The 26,154-nt window shown below is 37.7% G+C and carries 22 protein-coding genes and 1 tRNA gene; 21 read left to right on the top strand and 2 right to left on the bottom strand.

The features are described 5' to 3' along the window. Positions 1-21 precede the first annotated feature (21 nt). Together OK414_RS00740 and rocF are read left to right on the top strand one after the other, a co-directional pair. Positions 22-97 (top strand) — tRNA-Ala (locus OK414_RS00740). Between the two features lie 163 nt (positions 98-260). After that, positions 261-1,160: an arginase gene (gene rocF / locus OK414_RS00745; protein WP_034654894.1), complete on the top strand. Its 900-nt coding sequence runs from the start codon at positions 261-263 to the stop codon at positions 1,158-1,160. Positions 1,161-1,243: 83 nt separating this feature from the next. Here rocF and OK414_RS00750 read toward each other — a convergent pair whose 3' ends face one another. Next, positions 1,244-1,405, bottom strand: a complete 162-nt coding sequence (locus OK414_RS00750) for an aspartyl-phosphate phosphatase Spo0E family protein (protein ID WP_013081390.1) — start codon at positions 1,403-1,405, stop codon at positions 1,244-1,246. A 164-nt stretch (positions 1,406-1,569) separates the two neighbouring features. Between OK414_RS00750 and sigW the strand changes: the two genes are divergently transcribed. From sigW to OK414_RS00810, 12 genes are all read left to right on the top strand, one after another. Further along, the gene (sigW, locus tag OK414_RS00755) at positions 1,570-2,133 is read left to right on the top strand and encodes an RNA polymerase sigma factor SigW (RefSeq protein WP_013054969.1); all 564 of its coding nucleotides are present in this window, start codon (positions 1,570-1,572) and stop codon (positions 2,131-2,133) included. Between the two features lie 14 nt (positions 2,134-2,147). After that, on the top strand, positions 2,148-2,753 hold the full coding sequence (locus OK414_RS00760; RefSeq protein ID WP_013081391.1) for an anti-sigma factor family protein: 606 nt from the start codon (positions 2,148-2,150) through the stop codon (positions 2,751-2,753). Between the two features lie 192 nt (positions 2,754-2,945). Beyond that, complete coding sequence (cdaA, locus tag OK414_RS00765; protein WP_013054971.1) at positions 2,946-3,767, top strand: diadenylate cyclase CdaA; 822 nt, start codon at positions 2,946-2,948, stop codon at positions 3,765-3,767. Next, the gene (locus OK414_RS00770) at positions 3,760-5,322 is read left to right on the top strand and encodes a YbbR-like domain-containing protein (RefSeq protein ID WP_034654893.1); all 1,563 of its coding nucleotides are present in this window, start codon (positions 3,760-3,762) and stop codon (positions 5,320-5,322) included. The genes cdaA and OK414_RS00770 overlap by 8 nt, the downstream gene beginning before the upstream one ends. 28 nt (positions 5,323-5,350) lie before the next feature. Further along, a complete protein-coding gene (gene glmM, locus OK414_RS00775; RefSeq protein ID WP_025753441.1) occupies positions 5,351-6,697 on the top strand; it encodes a phosphoglucosamine mutase in 1,347 nt (448 codons plus the stop codon). A 430-nt stretch (positions 6,698-7,127) separates the two neighbouring features. After that, positions 7,128-8,930, top strand: coding sequence for a glutamine--fructose-6-phosphate transaminase (isomerizing) (glmS, locus tag OK414_RS00780; protein WP_016762733.1), 1,803 nt, complete (start codon positions 7,128-7,130; stop codon positions 8,928-8,930). 893 nt (positions 8,931-9,823) lie between these two features. After that, a complete protein-coding gene (locus OK414_RS00785) occupies positions 9,824-10,540 on the top strand; it encodes a YebC/PmpR family DNA-binding transcriptional regulator (RefSeq protein WP_013054976.1) in 717 nt (238 codons plus the stop codon). A gap of 158 nt (positions 10,541-10,698) precedes the next feature. Beyond that, the gene (locus OK414_RS00790; RefSeq protein WP_230586595.1) at positions 10,699-12,018 is read left to right on the top strand and encodes an SH3 domain-containing protein; all 1,320 of its coding nucleotides are present in this window, start codon (positions 10,699-10,701) and stop codon (positions 12,016-12,018) included. Between the two features lie 160 nt (positions 12,019-12,178). After that, positions 12,179-14,071: a PTS mannitol transporter subunit IICBA gene (locus OK414_RS00795; protein ID WP_034654888.1), complete on the top strand. Its 1,893-nt coding sequence runs from the start codon at positions 12,179-12,181 to the stop codon at positions 14,069-14,071. Positions 14,072-14,131: 60 nt separating this feature from the next. Then, entirely contained in the window at positions 14,132-16,222 is a 2,091-nt protein-coding gene (locus OK414_RS00800; RefSeq protein WP_034654886.1) for a BglG family transcription antiterminator, read from the top strand. A gap of 5 nt (positions 16,223-16,227) precedes the next feature. Further along, entirely contained in the window at positions 16,228-17,370 is a 1,143-nt protein-coding gene (locus OK414_RS00805) for a mannitol-1-phosphate 5-dehydrogenase (RefSeq protein ID WP_034654884.1), read from the top strand. Positions 17,371-17,459: 89 nt separating this feature from the next. Continuing rightward, on the top strand, positions 17,460-17,945 hold the full coding sequence (locus OK414_RS00810) for a VOC family protein (protein ID WP_034654882.1): 486 nt from the start codon (positions 17,460-17,462) through the stop codon (positions 17,943-17,945). A gap of 37 nt (positions 17,946-17,982) precedes the next feature. Here the strand turns inward: OK414_RS00810 and OK414_RS00815 are convergent, their stop codons facing one another. After that, the gene (locus OK414_RS00815; RefSeq protein ID WP_034654880.1) at positions 17,983-18,516 is read right to left on the bottom strand and encodes a L,D-transpeptidase; all 534 of its coding nucleotides are present in this window, start codon (positions 18,514-18,516) and stop codon (positions 17,983-17,985) included. A 280-nt stretch (positions 18,517-18,796) separates the two neighbouring features. Here OK414_RS00815 and mscL point away from each other — a divergent pair, with 280 nt between their 5' ends. The 7 genes from mscL (at position 18,797) to OK414_RS00850 (ending at position 25,993) form a co-directional block, all read left to right on the top strand. Beyond that, the gene (gene mscL, locus OK414_RS00820) at positions 18,797-19,192 is read left to right on the top strand and encodes a large conductance mechanosensitive channel protein MscL (RefSeq protein WP_013081402.1); all 396 of its coding nucleotides are present in this window, start codon (positions 18,797-18,799) and stop codon (positions 19,190-19,192) included. Between the two features lie 195 nt (positions 19,193-19,387). Beyond that, positions 19,388-21,457, top strand: a complete 2,070-nt coding sequence (locus OK414_RS00825) for an LTA synthase family protein (protein WP_034654879.1) — start codon at positions 19,388-19,390, stop codon at positions 21,455-21,457. A 195-nt stretch (positions 21,458-21,652) separates the two neighbouring features. Next, the gene (locus OK414_RS00830; RefSeq protein WP_013054985.1) at positions 21,653-22,195 is read left to right on the top strand and encodes a helix-turn-helix domain-containing protein; all 543 of its coding nucleotides are present in this window, start codon (positions 21,653-21,655) and stop codon (positions 22,193-22,195) included. 20 nt (positions 22,196-22,215) lie between these two features. Next, entirely contained in the window at positions 22,216-23,325 is a 1,110-nt protein-coding gene (locus tag OK414_RS00835) for an ABC transporter ATP-binding protein (protein ID WP_034654876.1), read from the top strand. Beyond that, positions 23,315-24,115 carry an ABC transporter permease gene (locus tag OK414_RS00840; RefSeq protein WP_013054987.1) on the top strand — a complete coding sequence of 267 codons (801 nt, stop codon included), beginning with the start codon at positions 23,315-23,317 and terminating at the stop codon, positions 24,113-24,115. The genes OK414_RS00835 and OK414_RS00840 overlap by 11 nt, the downstream gene beginning before the upstream one ends. Before the next feature lies 1 nt (position 24,116). Next, positions 24,117-24,923: an ABC transporter permease gene (locus OK414_RS00845; protein WP_013054988.1), complete on the top strand. Its 807-nt coding sequence runs from the start codon at positions 24,117-24,119 to the stop codon at positions 24,921-24,923. Continuing rightward, positions 24,920-25,993 carry an ABC transporter substrate-binding protein gene (locus OK414_RS00850; protein ID WP_047932827.1) on the top strand — a complete coding sequence of 358 codons (1,074 nt, stop codon included), beginning with the start codon at positions 24,920-24,922 and terminating at the stop codon, positions 25,991-25,993. The genes OK414_RS00845 and OK414_RS00850 overlap by 4 nt, the downstream gene beginning before the upstream one ends. Positions 25,994-26,154: the final 161 nt, after the last annotated feature.

Below are 26,154 nucleotides of genomic sequence, written 5' to 3' on the forward strand. Positions count from 1 at the left end.
TTCTATATAAAAAAAGATATTGGGGCCTTAGCTCAGCTGGGAGAGCGCCTGCCTTGCACGCAGGAGGTCAGCGGTTCGATCCCGCTAGGCTCCACCATACATATAAACGTACAACCTTTAAGCAATTTGCTTAAAGGTTTTTTTGTGTAGTTTTTACAAATTAGAATTGTATATATATTCAAAAAAGTGTCGAGTTGAGCCATCGCTCATTTAGCCGTTACAATAGGAGAGTAGCAACATTTGTGATGGGGGGACATATTATGAATAAGCTTTCAATTATTGGAGTACCAATGGATTTAGGTCAAACTCGCCGAGGGGTCGATATGGGGCCAAGTGCGATACGATATGCAGGGGTTATTGAACGCATCGAGAATATTGGATATAGTGTAGAAGATAAAGGGAATATTGAAATTGCCTTAGCTGAACGAGTACATAGTGATGAAAATACAAACTTAAAGAATTTAAAAGCTGTAGCAGATGCTAGCGAGAGGCTTGCTCAGACCGTAAGTGATGTTATTACAAATAAAAGGTTTCCTTTAGTGCTAGGGGGAGATCACAGCATCGCTATCGGAACACTAGCAGGAGTAAGTCGTCATTATAAAAACTTGGGCGTGATTTGGTATGATGCACACGGAGATTTGAATACAGCAGATACGTCTCCTTCAGGAAATATTCACGGTATGCCATTGGCGGCAAGTATAGGTATAGGAGACGACGCATTGACTCGAATTGGCGGTTATACACCTAAAGTCAAGCCTGAAAATATTGTGATTATCGGAGCACGTTCTTTAGATGAAGGAGAAAAAGAGTTAATAAAGGAAAAAGGGATTAAAGTGTATACGATGCATGAGATAGATCGAATGGGTATGACAAAAGTAATGGAAGAAACAATTTTATATTTGCGTGAAAAAACAGATGGCGTTCATCTATCACTCGATTTAGATGGATTGGATCCACATGATGCACCTGGAGTAGGAACGCCGGTCATCGGTGGAATAAGCTACAGAGAAAGTCATTTAGCTATGGAGATGTTAGCAGAATCTCAGCTAATCACTTCTGCTGAGTTTGTGGAAGTGAATCCTATTTTAGATGAACGGAATAAAACCGCTACAGTAGCTGTTGCATTAATGGGCTCACTTTTAGGAGAGAAATTAGTATAAAACATTAGTACCTACCAAAAGGTACATGAAATATATATCAACATAAAAAAAAAGAAGCTCTTAGTTCGGATTCGAGAGCTTCTTTATATAGAGAAAAACTTTTCATATTCATTTAATAAACCATCTAGCTCTGAACTGACTCTCACTACTGTTAGTGATGATAAAGGGTTTTCTGCTGCAAGAGTGACCATGTTATTTCTGCATTCTTCAATTCGATTCAAAAGGTTCTCTTTTGTATGAGTCAAGCTTTCCACTCCTCTTATTTTCATCTATACTAATTACATAACCTACGTATGATCTTTTTAAACGTATTTGACAAATTTTTGTTAAAATAATTAAGCATAAGTGAAACTTTATGATAAAGTACACGTATATATACTATCCCGCAATGGGCGGAGGTAACCGTTACATGGATTTATTATTAAAAAGAAAAATAAAAAAAGTAAAAAAAGGTGACCAGGATGCGTTTGCTGACATAGTAGAATATCACAAGGATAAACTTTTTCACCTATGTTATCGAATGTTAGGAAACCGGGAAGAAGCGCAAGACGCTGCCCAAGAAGCGTTTATTCGAGCCTATGTAAATATTCATAGCTATGACACGAGTAAAAAGTTTTCCACCTGGTTATATCGAATTGCTACAAATCTTTGTATTGATCGAATTCGTAAAAAAAAGCCAGACTATTATTTAGATGCAGAAGTAGCCGGGACCGACGGGTTAAATATGTACTCTCAAATAGCTGCCGATCAGGCCTTACCAGAGGAAGAACTAGAGCAAGTAGAATTGCAAGAATTCATTCAGTCGGAAATATTAAAGCTACCTGAGAAATATCGAACTGTCATTGTCCTAAAATATATAGATGAGCTGTCTTTAAAAGAAATCAGCGATATTTTAGACCTGCCTCTTGGTACGGTAAAGACTAGAATTCACAGAGGACGTGAAGCTTTAAGAAATCGACTTCGCCACTTGTAAGGAGTGAACTAAGAATGAAATGTCCAAAAATGTATGTAAATCTCATTCATGAGCATTTAGATGGAGATATTACAAAAGAAAATGAACTGTTATTAAAAGAGCATTTGCATCAATGTAAAGGTTGTCAGCAGCATATGCATCAGTTAAAAAGAACCATTGCATTTGTGCAAAGCACTTCTCATATAGAATTACCTATGAACTTTACAGCAGGTGTTATGGCTGGGTTACCACGTGAGAAGAATCGAATTCGAATGAATAGATGGTTTACAAACCACCCGATTCTTAGTGCAGCTGCTGTATTTGTGCTGTTAATGTCCGGCACCGTGTTTTCAGCTTGGGAAACGGATGAAGACTTTTCTGTTTCAAAGCAGCCGAACTTGGTCATTCACGATAAAACAGTCGTTGTACCAAAAGGTGAGACCGTCAAAGGTGATATTACTGTGAGAAATGGCGATATTAAAATTGAAGGAAAAGTAGATGGAAACGTTACTGTTATACATGGTGATAAGTATCTAGCTTCTGCAGGAGAAGTGACAGGCAATATTGAAGAGTTAGACAAGATTTTTGACTGGGTATGGTATAACGTCAAAACTCATGCCAAACAAGCTGTTGACTTTTAATAGTTGAAACATAAAACCGTCCGCTTATCTTGTTAGAGAGGAACAGTGGACGGTTTTATTTATATAAAAAGAAGGCTACATTATATAGGAACAAGGATTTAAAAATAAGATGTAATTTACAGTGTAATTTTGTTTTATGGTATAATAAAACGGTTATGTTATCTTTATTACATATATAGAGGAAGTGAGAAGATGCCTATTGGAGACCTGCCAATCCTCTCATATTTAGGAAAAATTGTTGATGTTCTCCTGGTATGGTTCGTCATATATAAATTAATTATGGTCATAAGAGGTACAAAAGCAGTACAGCTTTTAAAAGGGATCACGGTGATTTTAGTTGTTCGCTTTATAAGTAACTTCCTTGGACTAAATACGCTGCAATGGTTAATGGACCAAGCGTTAACGTATGGGTTTTTAGCTATCATTATTATCTTCCAGCCAGAGCTGCGCCGAGCGCTTGAACAACTTGGGAGAGGACGTTTGTTTTCACGCAGTAATTTGCCTGAAGAAGATGAACGTACCGTTACGATTGAGGCGATTATAAAAGCAACGCATTATATGGCTAAAAGACGCATAGGTGCATTGATCTCAATCGAAAGAGAGACGGGTATGGGTGATTATATTGAAACAGGTATACCGCTCAACTCTAATATTTCTTCTGAATTATTAATCAACTTATTTATACCAAATACACCACTTCATGATGGAGCGGTTATTTTACAGCGGGATCAAGTAGCCGCTGCAGCATGTTACTTACCTTTATCTGAAAGTCCTTTTATTTCAAAAGAATTAGGTACTCGCCATCGTGCTGCTGTAGGAATAAGTGAAGTAACAGATAGTGTGACTGTCATTGTATCTGAAGAAACTGGAGGCATTTCCGTTACCAAAAATGGTGAATTGTATCGTGAATTGACAATTGATACATTGAGAGAAATGCTAGAAAAAGAATTAGTCACAACTTCTAAAGCAACTTCTTCCACTCGTTGGCAATGGAGGTTGAAGAAGAATGGATAAATTGATGAATCGATCGTGGGTTATGAAAATTATCGCGTTGCTGTTAGCCTTCATGTTATATTTATCTGTTAATTTAGATGATGGTGCCAGTTCATCAAATAAGATTCTGAACCGAAGCAGTTCTGCCAACACTGGAGTAGAAACATTAACAGATGTTCCGGTTCAAGTATCCTATAATGAGAAGAACAGAATTGTAAGAGGTGTTCCGGATACGGTTATTATGACACTGGAAGGTCCTAAAAATATTTTGGCTCAAACAAAGCTACAAAAAGATTATCAAGCTTATATTGACCTTGATAATTTAAGCTTAGGGCAGCATAGAGTCAAGGTTCAGTATCGAAATATCTCTGATAATTTAAACGTAGTGGTTAAGCCTGATATTGTAAATGTAACAATTGAAGAACGCGATTCAAAACAGTTTTCAGTAGAGGCAAGCTATGATAAAAACAAGGTCAAGAATGGATATGAAGCAGGGGAAGCAACCGTTAGTCCAAGAGCCGTCACGGTAACGGGCGCATCAAGTCAATTGGCTCAAGTTGCTTATGTAAAAGCTATTATTGATTTAGATAATGCTTCAAAAACAGTGACGAAACAAGCAACTGTTGTCGCACTAGACAAGAATTTAAATAAATTGAACGTAACAGTTCAACCAGAAACGGTCAATGTAACAATCCCAGTGAGAAATATTAGTAAAAAAGTGCCGGTCGATGTGATTCAAGAAGGCACGCCAGGCGACGGTGTCAACATTACGAAGCTAGAGCCTAAAACAGATACAGTAAAAATTATCGGTCCATCTGATTCTTTAGAAAAAATCGATAAAATTGATAATATTCCAGTCGATGTTACCGGTATTACGAAATCTAAAGATATTAAGGTGAATGTCCCTGTTCCAGACGGAATAGATAGTGTAAGTCCTAAACAAATTACCGTTCATGTCGAAGTAGACAAACAAGGTGATGAGAAAGACGCAGAAGAAACGGATGCAAGTGTAGCTGAGACTAAGTCATTTAAGAATTTACCGGTTTCTTTAACTGGTCAATCCTCAAAGTACACGTATGAACTGCTTTCTCCTACTTCAGTAGATGCGGATGTAAAAGGACCAAAATCTGATTTAGATAAGTTGACGAAAAGCGGCATTAGCTTGTCAGCGAATGTAGAGAATTTATCTGCCGGGGAGCACACGGTTCCTATTATAATAAATAGTCCCGACTCCGTTACATCAACTCTATCGACTAAACAGGCAAAAGTTCGTGTAACAGCGAAAAAACAATCAGGGACAAATGATGAGCAAACAGATAAAGAAACAAGTGGAAGCACGAGCGATAAAGAAACAAAGCCAGACACGGGAACTGGATCAGGAACAAATCCTGGGACGGGAAATTCAGGTGATTCAGGTGATTCAGCTGATAAACCAAGCGAAGAGACTGATACACCTGAAGACAATACAGATACACCAACAGATAGTACAGAAACTGGTGACGACAGTAGTAATAATCAAAGTGATGAAAATTCTACACCCGTAGATGGACAGACAGATAATACATCAGGAAACTAAATGTTTTGACATGAAGGAGAGAAAATTAATGGGTAAGTATTTTGGAACAGACGGAGTACGAGGAGTTGCCAATAGTGAATTAACTCCTGAGCTTGCTTTTAAAATTGGACGCTTAGGTGGTTACGTTCTAACAAAAGATTCAGAGCGACCAAAAGTATTAATCGGACGCGATACACGCGTTTCTGGTCATATGTTAGAAGGAGCGCTTGTTGCAGGATTGCTTTCAATTGGAGCAGAAGTTATGCGACTAGGTGTTATTTCAACTCCAGGGGTAGCGTATTTAACAAAAGCACTTGGCGCACAAGCAGGAGTCATGATTTCTGCTTCGCATAACCCAGTTCAAGATAACGGAATTAAATTCTTTGGTCCAGATGGATTTAAACTTTCAGATGCCCAAGAGAATGAAATTGAAGCGTTAATGGATAGTGAAACAGATCAATTACCAAGACCTGTTGGGGGAGACTTAGGTCAGGTAAATGACTATTTCGAAGGTGGACAAAAATATCTTCAATACTTAAAACAAACGGTTGATGAAGACTTCTCAGGTATTCATGTGGCATTAGACTGTGCGCACGGGGCAACGTCATCGTTAGCAGCACATTTATTTGCAGATCTAGATGCAGATATCTCTACAATGGGGGCATCTCCAAACGGATTAAACATCAATGACGGTGTAGGATCTACACATCCGGAAGCATTAAGTGCCTTCTTAAAAGAAAAAGGAGCGGATGTTGGATTAGCATTTGATGGAGACGGAGATCGTTTAATCGCAATCGACGAAAAAGGCGAGATTGTAGACGGTGATCAAATTATGTTCATTTGTGCAAAATACTTATATGAACAAGGACGTTTAAAGAAAAACACGCTTGTTTCTACCGTTATGAGTAACTTAGGCTTCTATAAAGCACTAGAAGCTAGTGGGATTGAAAGTGCACAAACTGGTGTAGGAGACCGTTATGTAGTAGAAGAAATGAAAGCTAATCAATATAACCTAGGTGGAGAACAGTCAGGTCATATTATTTTCTTAGATTACAACACAACAGGTGACGGTATGCTTTCAGCTATTCAGCTTGTAAACATTATGCAAGCAACGAAAAAGCCTTTATCAGAATTAGCAGCTGAAATGAAGAAATATCCTCAGCTTCTTGTAAATGTAAAAGTAACAGATAAGCATCATGTTACAGATAACGAGAAGGTAAAAGTAGTTATTGAAGAAGTGGAAAAAGAAATGAACGGTAATGGCCGAGTACTTGTACGCCCTTCAGGAACAGAGCCGTTAGTACGTGTGATGGTTGAAGCACAAACACAAGAAGAATGTGAAACTTATGTAACGCGTATCGTAGAAGTAGTAAAAGAAGAAATGGGCTTAGAGTAATTCATTAATTATATGCATAAGCGGTGACGTTTCAAGCTGCTTATGCATATTTTTATATTGTTGAGAAAAATTCTTGGAAATTATCTAATGCTAAAGGCTGTTTTTACAGATAGTAAAGAAGATAATTGACGTTTTCTCACTTCTTATTGTAATATTAAATCTGTTCGTCTCTTAATTTATGTAAAGGAGTGAACAATCTAGTTTAAAAGTGAATACAAAGCGCCTGAACTAAGTAAAGGGACGGAAACGACTTAGTTGACGAGGAGGAGGTTTATCGAAGTATCGGCGGATGCCTCCCGGTTGTTGATTATCACGGCCGAAAACTTGATGTGAAAAACAATGAGGTGACTTATTGGACAAAAGCATTGAGATGATAATCATTGATGATGAAAAGAGACTCTCTTTTCATACATGAAGGAGGATTTTATCTATGTGCGGAATTGTAGGATATATTGGAACAGAAGATTCGAAAGAAATTTTATTACGTGGTCTTGAAAAGTTAGAATATCGTGGCTATGACTCAGCGGGTATTGCAGTTGTTAACAATGAAGGCGTACACGTATTCAAAGAAAAAGGCCGTATTGCAGAATTGCGTCAGGCAGTAGATAACAGTGTTGTAGCACCAGCAGGTATCGGTCATACGCGTTGGGCAACTCATGGTGTACCAAGCCAAGAAAATGCTCACCCGCATCAAAGTACATCTGGACGCTTCACACTTGTGCATAACGGTGTAATTGAAAACTATGCTATTTTGAAACGTGAATATTTACAAGATGTAACGTTCAAAAGCGAAACGGATACAGAAGTAATCGTTCAGTTAATTGAAAAAATCGCAGCAGAAGGCTTAGATGTAGAAGAAGCGTTCCGTAAGACAGTAAGCTTGCTTCATGGTTCTTATGCACTAGCTCTTGTTGATAACGAAGATAAAAATACAATCTATGTAGCTAAAAACAAAAGCCCGCTTCTTGTAGGTGTTGGTGAAGGATTTAACGTTGTAGCGAGTGATGCTATGGCAATGCTTCAAGTAACAGATCAGTACGTAGAATTAATGGATAAAGAAACAGTAATTGTTACAAAAGAAGGCGTAACAATTAAAACGCTTGATGGTGAAGTGGTAGAAAGAGCCCCTTATACAGCAGAGCTTGATGCAAGTGATATTGAAAAAGGTACGTACCCTCACTATATGTTAAAAGAAATTGACGAGCAGCCTTTAGTTGTTCGTAAAATCATTCAAGAGTATCAAAATGAGAACAATGAACTGCACATTGATGCAGACATTTTAGAAGCAATGGATGAAGCAGACCGCATCTATATCGTAGCATGTGGAACAAGCTATCATGCAGGCCTAGTAGGTAAACAATTCATTGAAACGTGGGCGAAGGTTCCAGTAGAAGTGCACGTAGCAAGTGAATTCTCTTACAACATGCCGCTTTTATCTGAAAAGCCATTGTTTATCTTTATTTCTCAAAGTGGAGAAACAGCTGACAGCCGTGCAGTATTAGTTCAAATTAAAGAACTAGGTTACAAAGCGTTAACAATCACAAACGTTCCGGGATCAACATTATCTCGTGAATCTGATTATACGTTATTACTTCATGCAGGTCCGGAAATTGCTGTAGCATCAACAAAAGCTTATACAGCTCAATTAGCAGTGCTATCAATTCTAGCGGCTGTAACAGCAAAAACACGCGGCATTGAATTAGAATTTGATTTAGTTCAAGAGTTAGCAATCGTAGCAAACACAATGGAAGTACTTTGCGACGACAAAGAAGAAATGGAAAGCATTGCTCTTCAATTCTTAGCAACAACTCGCAACGCATTCTTTATTGGACGTTCTGTTGATTATTATGTAGGCTTAGAAGGTGCGTTAAAACTAAAAGAAATCTCTTACATCCAAGCAGAAGGATTTGCTGGAGGAGAGCTTAAGCACGGAACAATCGCTTTAATTGAAAACAATACGCCAATTATTGCATTAGCAACACAAGAGCATGTAAACTTAAGCATCCGTGGTAACGTAAAAGAAGTAGTAGCACGTGGAGCTAATCCTTGTATCATTTCAATGAAGGGATTAGAAACAGAAGAAGATCGCTACGTGATTCCGAAAGTTCATGAAACACTTTCACCACTAGCAGCGGTTATTCCTTTACAATTAATCTCTTACTACGCTGCACTGCACCGCGATTGCGATGTAGATAAACCACGTAACTTAGCTAAATCAGTTACTGTAGAATAATAAGGTTCTAGACACCCTTCTATTATAGAAGGGTGTTTTTGTATGTCTGAGAAAGAGAACAAACACCGTTTATGCTAGAAGTTTCATTGAGCTAAAAAATATATTTGCTTGCTCCATTTATTTTATATAATGAAATAGGTAAAGGAACGAACCTCAGCTATTAAAAAGGAGGTGGAAAGCATTAGTGGATTGGCTCAAAGTATAAAGTACGTGTTGCGAGGCATCTTTTTTGTCTTGTATTTTCCCTTTTATTTTGTATTTCAAATTTTGTGTAAGCTATGGATATATTTTATCGCTAAGCCCCTCATATGGATAGGAACAAGAATTATTCAACCTGTCATTGATTTCATTTGGAGATACATTATACGTTTCTTGTTCGTTTATCCTATTTCTTGGCTATGGAGTGTCCTCATCTATCCTTTTATTCTCTTCGTTTGGAAACGATGTTTTTTGCCTATAACTAGATTTATATGGAAGTATGTTTTATACCCTGTGTTGTATCTAGTTTGTTATCCTTGTTATCTTTTCTGGAAATATGTTGTGCTGCCATTTTACAATGAAATTGTTATTCCTGTGGTTTCATTTTGTCAGCGTATATTCCTCTGTTTCTGGAAAGGAGTTAAGCGGATCGTAATTCATATGATCTACTATCCTTTACGGTGGATTTGGATGAGATGTATATACAAACCGCTTAAAAATGTATATACAAAAATCATTCAGCCGGTTATCAAATGGTTTTCTCATTTATTTAGTTAATGAAATATACCAAAAGATTGCTTGTCTTTTTTAGGTATTAAACTCGAAAGATAAGAGGGAATTGATGTATAATAAAGACGGATATATCATTGCCTATTTATTTTATTAGATTCAATTTTGAAAGAGAGTGAAACAATATGGGCCGTAAGTGGAACAATATTAAAGAAAAGAAAGCGTCAAAAGATGCTAATACAAGTCGTATATATGCCAAGTTTGGCCGTGAGATTTATGTGGCTGCGAAACAAGGCGAGCCAGATCCAGAATCAAACCAAGCGTTAAAAGTTGTATTAGAACGCGCGAAAACATACAATGTGCCAAAAGCAATTATTGACCGTGCGATTGAAAAAGCAAAAGGCGGATCAGAAGAAAATTACGATAATCTTCGTTACGAAGGTTTTGGACCAAATGGCTCAATGGTTATCGTAGATGCTCTTACGAATAACGTAAACAGAACAGCTTCAGACGTGCGTGCTGCCTTTGGTAAAAACGGCGGTAATATGGGAGTAAGCGGATCAGTAGCGTACATGTTTGATCCAACAGCTGTTATTGGTGTAGAAGGTAAGGATGAAGAAGAGACGCTAGAACTGTTAATGGAAGCAGATGTAGACGTGCGTGACATTTTAGAGGAAGAAGATTCTGTAATTGTTTATGCTGATCCGGATCAATTCCATGCGGTACAAAAAGCGTTCAACGATGCTGGTATTACGGAATTTACAGTAGCTGAGCAAACGATGCTTGCTCAAAATGATGTAACTCTTCCTGAAGATGCACAAGCTCAGTTTGAAAAAATGATTGATGCATTAGAGGACCTAGAAGATGTGCAGCAAGTATATCACAACGTTGATTTAGGATAATAGTGAAAGAGGCAGACCTATCAAAGAGGTCTGTCTTTTTTTATAGGCCGTGTGAAAAGCATCTATTGACCCTTTCCCTTCTTTTGGAATATGGTAAGATAATGAATTAAGAATAGAAAATAGTAGAATTTTATAAGAGATAAATGGAGGGAAAGCAGTTGAAAAAATTAATGGTGGGGATGGCGTTAACAGCTACACTTGCAACGGCTGTAACGCCTGGCTTTGGCTCAATCGGGGGAAATCAAGAAAAGGCATATGCAGCGACGGTTACATATAAAGTGACGGCAAGCAAGCTAAATGTGAGAAGCGGAGCGGGAACGACTTACGGGATTATCGGCAGCGTAGTGAAAGGTCAAGCGCTATCTGTGATGAGCAAAAGCGGAAGCTGGTACAAAATTAACTATAACGGCCGCATGGGCTACGTAAGCAGCGATTATGTACAAGCATCAGGAACAACAACTCCACCAGCAGAAAGCACAACGTACACAGTAACGGCAAGCATGCTGAATGTAAGAAGCGGAGCAGGCACCAATTATGCATCCATAGGAAGCGTGACAAAAGGCCAGAAGCTGTCTGTGGTGAGCAAAAGCGGAAGCTGGTACAAAATTAACTATAACGGCCGCATGGGCTACGTAAGCAGCGATTATGTACAAGCATCAGGAACAACAACTCTACCAGCAGAAAGCACAACGTACACAGTAACGGCAAGCATGCTGAACGTAAGAAGCGGAGCGGGCACCAATTATGCATCCATAGGAAGTGTGACAAAAGGCCAGAAGCTGTCTGTGGTGAGCAAAAGCGGAAGCTGGTACAAGATTAACTATAACGGCCGCACAGGCTATGTAAGCAGTGACTATGTACAGGCTTCAGCTACAGCGTCTCCAAAGCTCGTAGTGGATTCTTTTAAAACGTTAGGTAACGCTCAGCAAGTCATCTTGGTTACAGCAGATAACTACGATACGAAGTCTGCTAAAATTCAAACGTTTGAAAAAGTTGATGGGAAATGGAAGCAAGTTTTAACTGCGAACGGTGTACTTGGACAAAAAGGATTCGCTTTATCGAAAAAAGAAGGAGATATGGAATCTCCGACAGGGAAATATACAATTGGCACAGCATTCGGACGCTATGCAAACCCTGGAACTAAGCTTCCATATCGAAAGATTACAGCAAATGATGTGTGGGTAGACGATTCAAAAAGCTCTCTATATAATACGTGGCAGCAAAAGCCGGCTAATGGCCGCTGGACGAGCGCTGAGAACATGGACATCCCGGCTTACGACTATGGGTTTGTCATTAATTATAACGAATCTAGAACGCCAGGAAAGGGAAGTGCAATCTTCTTCCATGTAGGAACAAATTATACCGCAGGATGTACGGCTACTTCTAAAGAACAAGTTGTCTCTATTTTAAAATGGTTAAATCCAGAGAAAAATCCGGTTATTATTCAATCTCCTGTAAGTGAATTAGATAAATATTAAGTTAGAAAGCAGCTGAACTTTTAAAGTTCAGCTGCTTTTTTATGTAATTAAAAGCTTTGTCTGTCTGTGGTACGACAAAGTTAGTTTTCCTATTTATTGAATGAAAGCGTTTAATCTCTTACGATTAAAGTATCATCACGTAGAGAAAGGAAGAGAGCAAATGGCTCAATCTAATATAAAAGTAGCTGTACAAAAGTTTGGGAACTTTCTAAGTTCAATGGTTATGCCAAATATCGGAGCATTTATTGCATGGGGACTTATTACTGCTTTATTTATTCCAACAGGCTTTTTTCCAAATGAAAACCTTGCCAAACTAGTGGATCCAATGGTCAAGTATTTGCTTCCGTTGCTAATCGGCTACACAGGAGGAAAGCTTGTCCACGATCAGCGAGGAGGCGTTGTAGGTGCTATCGCCACCATGGGCGTCATCGTTGGGTCTGATATTCCGATGTTTCTAGGCGCTATGATTATGGGGCCGCTTGGCGGTTATATCATCAAGAAGTTTGATCAGTTTATTGAAGGTAAAGTCAAAACAGGATTTGAGATGTTAATTAATAATTTCTCAGCAGGTATTCTTGGAGGAATTCTAGCAATTCTAGCCTTTTTAGGAGTTAGTCCAGCCGTGGACGGATTTACAGGCGCGCTTGTAGTGGGTGTAGATTGGATGGTTGCACATGGCCTTCTTCCACTTACAAGTATTCTAATTGAACCAGCTAAAATTTTATTCTTAAACAATGCTATTAATCACGGTATCTTATCTCCGATCGGAGCAGAACAAATTCGAACAAATGGACAGTCCATTCTATTGTTATTAGAAACAAACCCTGGTCCGGGGTTAGGAATTCTGTTAGCGTATTGCTTCTTTGGAAAAGGAACAGCAAAACAGTCAGCGCCGGGAGCGGCCATCATTCATTTTATTGGCGGAATTCACGAAATTTACTTCCCTTACGTTTTAATGCGTCCGCTTCTAATCATTGCGGCTATTTTAGGCGGAATGAGCGGCGTATTTACATTTGTTCTTTTAGGCGGAGGCTTACAAGCGGTTGCTTCACCAGGAAGTATTTTGGCTATTTTAGCTGCTACACCAGGTAATGCAGGCAGCTATGTTGCAAATATCTCCGGTGTTCTCGTTGCAGCCATCGTATCGTTTATTGTAGGTTCGTTAATTTTAAAAACGGGCAAGCAAACAGAAGATTTGGATGAAGCAGCTCGCAAAATGCAAGAGATGAAAGGCAAGAAGAGCTCTGTAGCAGGAAGCTTTACAAAACAGCAAGGAGAAGTACCAGCAAGCGTTCAGAAAATTGTTTTTGCCTGTGACGCAGGTATGGGATCGAGTGCGATGGGCGCCTCTCTTCTTCGCAAGAAAGTTAAACAAGCAAATTTAAATATTTCGGTAACGAATACAGCCATCAGCAATATTCCAAGTGAGGCTCAAATCGTTATTACACAGAAAGAGCTGACGCCAAGAGCTCAAAATAAAGTTCCAGATGCGTATCATATCTCGGTTGATAATTTTCTATCTAGTCCGGAATATGACAAACTAATTGATCAACTAAAAAATGATCATACTACTTCTAAAGCGGAAGAAGAAAAAAAAGTATCTGCAGAAAATAATACAGATAGTAATGATGGTTTATTAAAAGAAGAAAACGTTTTCTTGAATCAGCACTTTTCTTCTAAGGAAGAAGCAATTCGATTTGCAGGAAGTGTGTTAGTAAAAGGCGGATATGTAGAAGAAAACTACGTTGAAGCGATGATTGAGCGCGACAATATGACTTCTACTTATATGGGAAATGACGTGGCGATTCCGCACGGTACGGAAGAAGCGAAAAAGAACGTTTTAAGATCCGGTTTTACAGTGATTCAAGTGCCAGAAGGCGTTGATTTTGATGGTGAGAAAGTTCGTTTGATTTTTGGAATTGCCGGAAAAGACGGCACCCATTTAGAAATTTTATCTGGTATCGCGATTACATGTTCTGATATGGACAATATTGAAAAGATGGTTCATGCCAAATCAGCTAAAGAATTAATGACTATTATTCAACGTAACTAACGGGATAGAAAGGCATGAAGATGCCTTTTTATCCTTTGTTTATAAATAAGAAAAGAGTTGATGTTCTTGTTTATTACTTCAAGAGAAAAATCAATCATTGAGTTAATTATTAAAACGGCAGGAAAACATACAGCCCTTACACTTGCTACTTTTTTGAATGTAAGTGTAAGAACTGTTCACCGAGATTTGAAGGCAATTGAATCAATACTTGAAAAATTTGATTTGAAGCTGATTCGTACACAAGATGAAGGACTAATGATTGAAGGTAAAAATGAACAAATTTTTCGCCTTATTCAAGAGCTGATGAAGATTAAAACGACGGATCAGTCTCCACAGGAAAGAAAATTAATTCTTTTAATTCTTCTTCTAGAAGAAGGGGATTCATTTAAATTACAAACGCTGGCTAAAGACTTAGAAGTAAGTATCACTACACTAACTGCTTATTTAGATGAATTAACAGAGTGGTTAACCACATTTGACGTTCTCCTTCATCGAAAGAGAGGGGTGGGAGTAGAGGTTCAAGCTACTGAAGCCAATAAACGAAAAGCATTAGCTAATTATTTTCTTGTTCACTTTAATGAAGAGTTAATTGAGTGCTTGTTTTTAGCAGAAAATCAGCAGCATACGGATGAAACGATTTTGCACTATTTTTATCCGGATTATTTGGCAGAAGTAGACAGAATTATACATCAAGCGATTAATCAGCATCATTCTAAGCTGGCTGACAGCGATTATATAGGGCTCATTGTTCATATTTGCATTATGATACAGCGAACGAAAAAGCAAATGTATCTAGAAGACGACGGCGGCCAAATGGAAGAACTGGCGAGTGAAATGTTTTTAATGAAGGATATTTGCCGCGAAATTGAACGGATATTTTCTCTTTCTTTTACAGAAAAAGATATTCATTTCTTAGCAGTGCGGCTGCGTGCAGCAAAGTTCCAAACTACTAGAGACGTATATTACGACAGCGTAGTGGTTGGGCAGATTATTAAGAATATGATTGCTCACGTTTCTGTTCAGCTTAACACCGACTTAACTGGTGATTTTTCCCTTTACCAAGGGCTGCTTGCTCATATGGAACCGGCCATTTTTCGTCTTAAGCAAAAAATGGAGCTTTTTAATCCATTAACAGAAGAGATTAAGAAAAAGTACCCTGTTTTATTTATGGCTGTGAGAAACAGTATCGATCAAGAGCTACCGGATTTAGTTTTTCCAGATGATGAAGTAGCATATCTTGTTTTGCATTTTGGTTCAACGCTAGTGCTAAAAGAAGAAGTCATGGAAATTCAGGCGCTGATTGTCTGTCCAACTGGAATTGGCACCTCGAAAATGTTAGCTAGCCGTATTCGTAAAGAGATTCCGGAGATTAATTCAGTTGTCATTAAATCGGTAAAAGAAATCAAAGAAGCCGCGCTTGAAGGGTATGACGTAGTGATTTCAACAGTAAGGCTGCCTTTTTTAAATGTCGATTACATTTTAGTCAATCCACTCTTAACGGAAGAGGATATTCAATCCGTCCAGAATTTTTTACAGAAAAACATTCAAAAGTTAACCAAAGATAAGGACTACCGTTCGTTCCAATATAAAAATAAGACCGCTTCTACAGAAAAACCGTCTTTTGAGGAAACGATGAAGCAAATTAAAGATGTGCATGGAAGTATCGAATCAATTCTTCAAAACCTTAGGATGTATCGATTTTCGGATGAAGTGAGTCACGATCAAGTGATTTCGCACGTAGTACGCGCTGCTGAAAAAGAACGTTTAATAACCAATGCCAGCTGCGTTATTCATCAGCTTAAGGAACGAGAAAACAAAGGCGGTTTAGGCATTCCGCAAACGAGTATGGCACTGTTCCATTGCCGTGAACATCACGTGAAAGAGCTGATTTTTCAAGTTTCACATTTAGAACAGCCTTGCACAGTTAAAGGTATGGACGGAACAAACATGCAGGCGCGTAACCTTCTATTAATGCTCGCACCTGAAGAGTTAAGTGAAGCACAGCAAGAAATTTTAAGTTTAATTAGTACCAGTTTAATTGAAGATCATGAAGCAATGATGATTTTTTCGTCTTCGAACGAAGAGATAATTCGCAAAAAGCTAGAGGATACGTTTCATGAGTACCTTCGAAATAATTTGATAAAGGAATGATTTTTGTGAAGCAAGCAGTTCATTTTGGAGCAGGCAATATTGGTCGAGGATTCATTGGGGCATTGTTTTCTCAAAGCAACTATCACGTCACATTCGTAGATATTGCTGAAAAGGTTATTAATCAGTTAAACGCAGATAAAGGGTATAACGTAATAACAGCCGCAGAGCATCCCGAGACATTAGCTGTTCAAAACGTATCTGGTTTAAATAATCTGACACAAGAACAAGCGGTCATTAAAGCGATTAAAGAAGCAACGTACATTACGACGGCCATCGGACCGAACGTTCTGCCGCGAATTGCTCCTTTAATTGCTAAAGGTTTGGCTGAACGTGTAAAAGCAAGCGACGAAAATGTATATATTATTGCATGTGAAAATCAAATCTCTGCAACAGATTTATTAAAAGGCTATATTTTTGACGCACTGGATGAAGAGACAAAAGCTCATATGATAAATAAGGTCTTTTTCTTCAATTCAGCTGTAGATCGTATCGTGCCTATTCAACATGACCAAGGTTCGCTTGATGTTTTAGTAGAATCCTATTATGAATGGGTAGTAGAGGCACCTGAAGATATTCCGTTTGTAGAAGGAATGACGATTGTGCCTGACCTTGCTCCTTTTATTGAAAGAAAGTTATTTACAGTGAATACGGGACACGCGGTAATTGCATATTTTGGTTATTTAAAAGGAAAAGAAACAATTGATCAAACGTTAAGAGATTCAGATATTTATGAACAAGTACAGCAAACGCTACAAGAAACAGGAAACTATCTAATTAAAAGATATGACTTAGATAGAGAGGAACATGAAGCCTATATTACTAAAATCATTGAGCGCTTTAAAAATCCTCATTTAAATGATTCAGTTAAAAGGGTAGGAAGAGCGCCAATTCGCAAGCTTGGACCTCAAGATCGTTTGATTCGTCCAGCGCTAGAAGCAAAAAAAGCGGGCCTTTCTTATACCTACTTAGCAAAGGCTATCGCCGCTGCGCTTTTATTTGACCCGCAAGAAGATAAAGAGGCTATGAAGCTTCAAGCGAATATTCATGAGTATGATATTGAGTATGTATTAAAAGAGATTAGTGGGTTAGAGGCAAGTAATGATTTAACAAAAGAAATCATTGCTCAATATAATGCTTTAAAATCGTAAATGAATTTAGTGCGTGTAAACAGTCCATTTTAAATGGGCTGTTTTTCTTTTAGCAGAAAGGGAATGTTTGTGTATAGGAGGGTGATAAAATGGTAGCTATTACGCACGTTGGATTAGCTGTACCTGATGTAGAAGAAGCCGTGCAGTGGTATGGAAAAGTTTTAGGTTTTAAGCTGATTTCCGGTCCTTATACGTTTAATGCGGAGGAAGAAAAAGCTGAAAATATGACTCAAGATTTACTGGGGTCTCATATCAAAAAAATGAAAAATGCTCACATGACAGCTGACAACCAGGTAGGCATTGAACTGTTTGAATTTAATAAGCCGCAAAGGCCTCTTGTATTAAAAGACAGCGATGAGCAGTATCAAAGTTATTTTCACATGTGTTTAATAGCCGAGGACGTGGAAAAGTTAGCGGATAAAATCGAACAATCAGGTGGTAAAAAGCGAAGCCAAGTATGGAATACAAGACCTGGAAAACCTTATTACTTGGTTTATTGTGAAGATCCGTTTGGGAATATTATTGAGCTATATTCACACAGTACGGAGCTCATGTATGGGAATAGAGAAGGATAAAAGCTTATCCAGATTTCTTGGATAAGCTTTTATTTTTTCATAGCTGTCCGTAGCCGTATACTTTTGCCAGCTCTTCAAAGGTTTTGGATGAATACGTAATAGTTACAGATGTTCCTACTGCCACTTTATTGAATAATTCTTCCACATCCGCATTATGCATTCGTACGCAGCCGTGGCTTACATATTTGCCGATGCTATCTTCTGAGTTATTGCCGTGAATAGCGTATGTGTCGCCGGTTGTGCCGTTTGCATTAAGCCCTAGCCAGCGAGAGCCAAGAGGATTATTAGAAGCGCCTCCTGCAATATGCCCTGTATAGTAAGGGCGATTTTTAATTTTGTTAACAATCTTGAAAAAGCCTACCGGCGTATCGCTCCATGTTTTTCCCGTAGCTACTGAATACGTCTTTTCTAACTTTCCATTATGAAAATAAGCAAGTTGATTTGTTTTTTTATTAATAATTAAATCTCCACTTGCTGCGTTTTCACTTGCATTCGCCGCACTTGCTGTATAAGAAATGCTGATAATAGCTGCGAGGCATAAAGCAGCTGCTTGCAGTATAATTTTTCTCACGTTCTAGCCATCTCCTCTATTGTTCGTTTACATATTTAATGAATTACATGCTATTAGTGTATAAAAGGAAAATGGACTGAATATGAATCTTTCCTGAATGAAAACTGAAAGTGCATTTTATTTATAAGCGAATATAAAGTGAAAATCTGGGCAGAAATACAACTAAAGGTCTGGTATATATCTCATAAAAAAGAAAAAAATGAAAATGCACCTTGTCTGTTTAATTTAGGATGTATTATCATGAAAGTTTGAAATGAAGGGCAGGAGGTGAAAGAAACAGATGCTTAAAGAATTTAAAGAGTTTGCTTTACGTGGAAACGTATTAGATTTAGCTGTCGGGGTTATTATTGGAGCGGCATTTGGAAAAATTGTCACGTCTCTTGTAAATGATATTATTATGCCGCTGATTGGTTTGTTGTTAGCAGGGATAGACTTTAAAGATTTATCCTTCACAGTTGGAAAAGCTACGGTATTATATGGATCTTTTATTCAAACAATTGTTGATTTCTTAATTGTCGCATTCTCGATTTTCTTATTTATTCGTTTCTTTAATCGTTTTAAGAGAAAAGAAGAAGAGAAAGTAGAGGAAGAAGTGGCTGTTCTGTCAAAAGAAGAAGAGATCTTAACAGAAATTCGTGATTTGCTAAAAGCAGAAGCAGTGAAAGAGCGTTCATAACAGCAATTTTTACATACGTATAAAACGGCTAAGAGGCCCGTCTTTTCATAAGAAAAGCGGGCTTTTTTTGTGTGGAATTTCTCGGGAAATGTTAGTGGTATGATTATGGGAAAATTAGGCGTGAAAGCGAGAGAGATAGGAATGTTAAAATTATATTAAAAGTGTTAAGATATTGTAAATAGGAGGCTTAAGGTTATGTTTAAACATTTGTATCGTTCTTTGCCAATGCTGGCAGCGTATGGTCTGCTTAGCGTTTTTTTATACAGTGTTGTTATGTTTAATGTATCAAATGACACAAAAATATTGTTTGACTGGGCCCAAATCCATACAGCTGGGTTCGTAGTATTAATAGGGGGATGCTCATTTATCTTATGGGCGCTCACTTTCTATTTGCTACTTCAATTTAATCAGATAGAGAGAATACAAGGTTCGCAGTGGTATGCCATTTTTACGGCAATTGTGTTTTCAATTGCCGTAGCAGCCGTTTCTGCTATGGTTTTTGTTATCTATCATATTGATATACATAATCCAGGCAAAACAATAGAGTGGATGCAAGTATATCCCGAACGCTATCTTTTTACGGTATTTTTACTTTCGCTGTTAACACTAGCGATCATTATGCTAGTAGGGGAAGCTTATTTAGGAGCTGGAATTACCTTTGTTCTGTATTTTATTTTAGCTCTTGTAAACTATTATAAAAAAATCTTTCGAAATGAACCGTTGTTCCCGAACGATTTTATTCAGGCCAGTCAGTTAAAAGAAGTTATTCCAATGATTAAAGATTCGATTTCAATTCCCATTGTAATAGGAGTTATTGGATCTATTATCGTACTGATCGCTCTTTGGTTTTTCTTGCCGAAAATTAAAATTCGATGGTTTCTTCGAATTATTATGATTCTGCCGCTCATCTTTTTAATGAAATCATTTTTATTCTTTGAACACTCGTTTGCTCAAAAATATTATGATCAATATGCTGCGCTGATGCCGTGGAATCAGCAAAATAATTATTACTATAATGGACCTGTTATTGGCATGATTTCAAATATTAAAACAGATGTACTCCAAGAGCCAGATGACTACTCAGAAGAAGCTATGGCGAAAGTAGCAAAGCGCATTCAGTCAAAGGAAGAGAAAACACAAGAAAGCAAGGCTGAAGTCAAACCAAACGTCGTGTTTGTGATGAACGAAACGTTTTGGGATCCAACAAAGCTTAACGTGACATTCTCTGAAGATCCAATGAAAAATACAAGAGAACTTCAAAAGAAATATCCTTCCGGGTGGTCTTTAAGTCCTTCATTTGGCGGAGAGACAGCTAATGTGGAGTTTGAAGCGCTGACGAGCTACTCTTTGTCTTTCTTTAACCCTGGAGGCCTTCCTTATCAGCATGTATTGAGTAAAAAAGAATATCCATCTTTTGTCTCTTATTTAGAAAAACAAGGCTATGCTACAACAGCTATGCATCCAAACAGCGGTATGCTTTATATGAGGCAAAATGTGTACCCAAATTTGGGATTTGATCAAGTGAAGTTTATTGATCAAATGAAGCATACGCAAAAAGATAACAAAGAATTCGTTTCCGATGAAGCGGTAGTTGATGAAGTGCTCGATACGCTTCGTCAGTCGAAAAAGCCTGCATTTGTGCATGCTGTAACGATTGCAAATCATCTTCCTTATTCAGCGGATAAGTATAATGGTCAGGAAACCATTAAAGTAACCGGTAAAGGGTTATCACCGGAAATGCAAAAGGAAATTGAAATTTATGCTGAAGGAATTAAACGTTCAGATGCTGCTTTAAAACGATTGAACGATGAAATTCAAAAGCTGGACGAGCCGACCATTGTAGTATTTTGGGGAGATCATTTGCCAGCACTTGGACAAAACCTTCAAGCTTACAAAGAAACGGGTTTTGGAAACGAGAAAACGCAGCAAACATCTCAAAAATTTTATGAGACACCGCTCTTATTTTTATCTAATTACGATACGAAAATAGATAAAAATCTCGGTACGATGAGTCCTATTTATATTGCTCCGACGCTTGCTCAATCTCTTGGTTACAAAAGTAATCTGTTCTACGATCAGTTGAATCAAATGAAAACAGAAGTGCCGGCTTTTCGTTCAAATATGTATATAGATTCAAAAGGAAAGCTAGTGGATGATCCGGCAGCGCTATCTAAAAAAGCTGCAAAAGACCTTCAAGATTACCATGAAGTTGAGTTTGATACATTATCCGGGAAACAGTACGAAACGCATAAGTTGTATAAATGAAAATAAAAACTCCTTTTAAATAAAAGGAGTTTTTATTTTTTAAGTGTTTAAGGTTGTACTAAAAAATAATTCATGTATAATATTTTAAGGTTAAAAGTAAACTTTAAGTTAAGTAAAACAAAACTTGAGCTTGGAACAGCATGAACAATCATTCATGCTGTTTGCTAATTTTAAATACAGTTGAGGATCGAGAGTATGGAAATAGGAAAGAAAATTAAAAATTTACGATTAAAAAAAGGTTTAACACAAGAAGAGCTAGGAGAACGTACTGATTTAAGCAAAGGCTATATTTCACAGCTAGAGCGCGATTTAAGTTCGCCGTCTTTAGAAACATTTTTTAGTATTTTGGAAGTGCTAGGATGCGAACCGAAAGAATTCTTTGAAATTGATACGCATGTTCAAAAGGTTGTATACAGAGAGGAAGACTACACGAGTTATTGCGAAGATGAAAAAGGTTACCATATTCAGTGGCTTGTGCATGAGTCAAATGAAAAAGAAATGGAGCCAATTCGTCTTATTCTTCATGAAAAAGGTGCATTTAAGAGATTTGAGCCTTCTCTTTCAGAAACGTTTGGCTATATTTTGCGCGGGTGTGTGAAGGTGAAGCTTGGAGGCAGAATATATGAAGCCAAACAAGGAGAAACCATTTATTTTCAAGCTTCTGAAGAACATCAGATTTTAAATGCTCATGACGGAATAACAGAGTTAATTATTGTGGCGACAGAGTCTTATTTATAGAACAAAAGAGGTGAAGTGAAATGACATCTACGAATACAATTATTCAATTTGAAAATGTGACCAAGCAATATGATAATGATTCAGTTGTATTGGATCATGTAAGCTTTGAAATTGAAAAAGGGAAGTTTTATACCCTCTTAGGTCCATCGGGATGTGGAAAGACAACGATTTTACGATTAATTGCAGGCTTTACGGAAGCCTCAAGCGGAACGATTTATTTTAATGGGAAAAGAATTAATGATGTCCCGGCTAACAAACGTCAGGTTAATACGGTTTTTCAAGACTACGCGCTTTTCCCCCATTTGAATGTGTTTGAAAATGTAGCATTTGGTCTTCGAATCAAGAAGATGAAAAATGCTGATATTACAATAAAAGTTAAAGAAGCCCTTCGTTTTGTTAACTTAGAAGGATATGAAAACAGAGAAATGAAGGAAATGTCGGGCGGCCAAAGACAGCGCGTAGCCATTGCACGAGCAATTGTAAATCAGCCTGAAGTTATTTTGCTGGACGAGCCGCTTTCAGCTCTTGATCTAAAATTGCGTACGGAAATGCAATACGAGTTAAGAGAATTACAGCGCCGTCTAGGTATTACGTTCATTTTTGTTACGCACGATCAAGAAGAAGCGCTTGCGATGTCCGATGAAATCTTTGTTTTAAATAAAGGAAGAATTCAGCAGAGCGGGGAACCTACAGATATTTATGATGAGCCAATCAATCGTTTTGTTGCTGATTTTATTGGTGAATCAAATATTGTGCCAGGTAAAATGATTGCTGACTTCTTAGTGGAGTTTGGCGGCCAGCAATTTGAATGTGTCGATCAAGGGTTAAACCAAAATGAGCAGGTTGAAATTGTGATTCGACCTGAAGATTTAGCCATTACAAGCTCCGATCAAGGGAAGCTGCAGGTTCGTGTAGATTCACAGCTGTTCAGAGGAGTCCATTATGAAATTTTAGGCTATGACCATGCAGGGAATGAGTGGCTCGTTCACTCTACGAAAAAGGCAACGGTTGGCGAAGAAATTGGTTTATATTTCGAACCTGAAGCTATTCATGTTATGCGATTTAATGAAACGGAAGAAGAATTCGATAAGCGACTCGAAGGTTATGAAGAGGATTACCATGCAAACTAAATCAAGAAATATTTACTTAGTCCCGTACGTGTTATGGATTTTGCTTTTTGTAGTTGCTCCCATTGTATTAGTTGTCTATTATTCTTTTTTTAGCATTGATAATGAGCTGACGCTTGAAAACTATAAGAAATTTTTTACCCCTGTTTATTTACAGATGACGCTGAGCTCATTTTGGTATGCCTTTTTAATTACGTTATTTTCCTTGGTTTTTTCTTATCCCACAGCTTATTTACTAACGAAGCTTAAGCATAAGCAGCTTTGGCTTTTACTGATTATTTTACCGACGTGGATTAACCTATTATTAAAAGCTTATGCTTTTTTAGGTATATTTGGCACGTACGGTACGGTTAATAAATTTACTGAATTTCTGGGACTTGGCACTCATCAAATTTTATTTACTGACTTTAGTTTTGTATTTGTATCGGTGTATATTTTTATCCCCTTTATGATTTTGCCGATTTTTAACTCTTTAGAAGAACTTAATCCCTCGCTTATCTACGCTTCTCGAGACTTGGGAGCATCTTCATGGGTGACATTTAAGCGCGTGGTATTTCCGCTAACGCTAGAAGGGGTTAAATCAGGTTGTCAGGCTGTTTTTATTCCAGCACTATCACTCTTTATGATTACGCGTTTAATTGCTGGAAACCGCGTTATTACACTGGGAACGGCGATTGAACAACATTTTTTAGTGACGCAGGATTGGGGCATGGGAGCTACAATTGCCGTCTTTTTAATTATTGCGATGGCCGTTATGATGCTCATAACGGGCACTGGAAAGAGAGGGGTGTAAAGTGAAGAGAAAGTGGAAGTTCAGCCACCTTTATTTATTTTTTGTCTTTTTCATTTTATACGCGCCCATTTTCTATTTAATGTATTACTCTTTTAACAGCGGAGGAAACATGCGAGAATTTGAAGGGTTTACGTTAGATTGGTACAAAGAAGTGTTTCAAGACACACGTTTGCTCATTATTGTCTTGAATACCTTAATTATTGCTCTATTGTCTTCGGTTATTTCAACGATTATTGGCGTGATAGGAGCACTTGCTATCGTATACGTGAAGCGTAGACGTGTTCAAAATACGCTGTTAACATTTAATAATGTGTTAATTGTGAGTCCAGATGTTATTATTGGCGCATCTTTTTTAATTCTATTTACCATTATCGGTGTAAAGCTCGGATTTATATCGGTATTATTAGCACATATTGCATTCAGTGTACCGATTGTGGTCATCATGGTTCTGCCTAAGCTGCAGGAAATGAGTCCGACACTGCTCGATGCAGCCCGTGATTTGGGAGCAAGCCGCTTTGAAGTACTTTCGAAAGTGGTATTGCCATTTATTCGTCCTGGTATCTTTGCAGGCTTTTTTATGGCTTTAACTTACTCTTTGGATGACTTTGCCGTTACTTTCTTTGTGACCGGGAACGGTTTTTCCACGCTTTCAGTAGAAATTTACTCGTTAGCAAGAAGAGGGGTCTCGCTGAAAATCAATGCTCTTTCTACTCTTATTTTCATGTTTACCGTGCTGATTGTGATTGGTTATTACTTTATCAGTCAGCGATATAGCAATAAAGTGAAAGGGGTGGCGACTGGAAAATGAAGCAATTAGCAAAGCCGTTTATCTTCATCGTCATCCTTTCTTTCGTTCTTATGTATGTGGTTCATCATTTGAACAATGCCGAAGGATACTCTGGAGGAGATACGCTGACTGTCTATAATTGGGGAGATTATATTGATCCTGATTTAGTGAATCAGTTTGAAAAAGAAACCGGAATTAAAGTCATTTATCAGACCTTTGATTCGAATGAAGCAATGATGACCAAAATTGAACAAGGTGGTACAACATTTGATATTGCTGTGCCTTCTGAGTACGCGATTAGCAAGATGCGTGAAGAAAATTTACTATTGCCAATTGATCATTCGAAGCTGCCTAATTTAAAATACATTAATCCGCGTTTTTTAGACTTATCCTTTGATCCTGGCAATAAGTACTCTATTCCTTATTTTTGGGGAACTGTGGGTATTGTGTATAACTCTAATATGATTCATGGCAAGAAGATAAAAAGTTGGAATGATTTATGGGATCCTAAGCTGAAAAATCAAATTTTACTTGCAGATGGCGCTAGAGAAGTGATGGGAATGGGGCTAAACAGCTTAAATTATTCATTAAATGATACGAATAAAGCTCATCTTCAAGAAGCAAAAAGAAAGCTTGATACATTAACACCAAATGTCAAAGCCATTGTAGGAGACGAGATTAAGATGCTCCTAGCAAATGAAGAAGCGGCAGTTGGCGTTGTTTGGTCAGGTGATGCTTCTGAAATTATGAGTGAAAACGATAAGCTGAATTACGTTGTTCCAGAAGAAGGTTCGAATTTATGGTTCGATAACATGGTTATTCCAAAAACGGCTAAAAACGTAGAAGGTGCACATAAATTCATGAATTTTATGCTAGATCCTAAACACGCTGCTCAAAATGCAGAATATGTAGGGTATTCTACACCTAATAAAAAAGCGCTAGATTATTTGCCGAAAGAAGTAGCGGAAGATGAACGTTTTTATCCGGATGAAGAACTAACCAATAAGCTTGAAGTATATAATAACTTAGGCAAACGAATGCTTGCTTATTATAATGAGTTATTTTTAGAATTTAAAATGCACCGTAAATAAAAGGCACTTAATTAGGCCTTTATACTCAAGTTCTTTATTGTTTTTGTAAATTCAGTTGCGTGATAGCAAGAGGAAAGATAAAATACAAACGAGTAAAGCTAATAACATTTATTTTATGTTATTAGCTTTTTTATTTGTAAAACGGGAAAGATAAGAAAAAA

This window comes from Priestia sp. JV24 (assembly GCF_025910025.1).
GTDB classification, from domain to species: Bacteria; Bacillota; Bacilli; order Bacillales; family Bacillaceae_H; genus Priestia; species Priestia megaterium.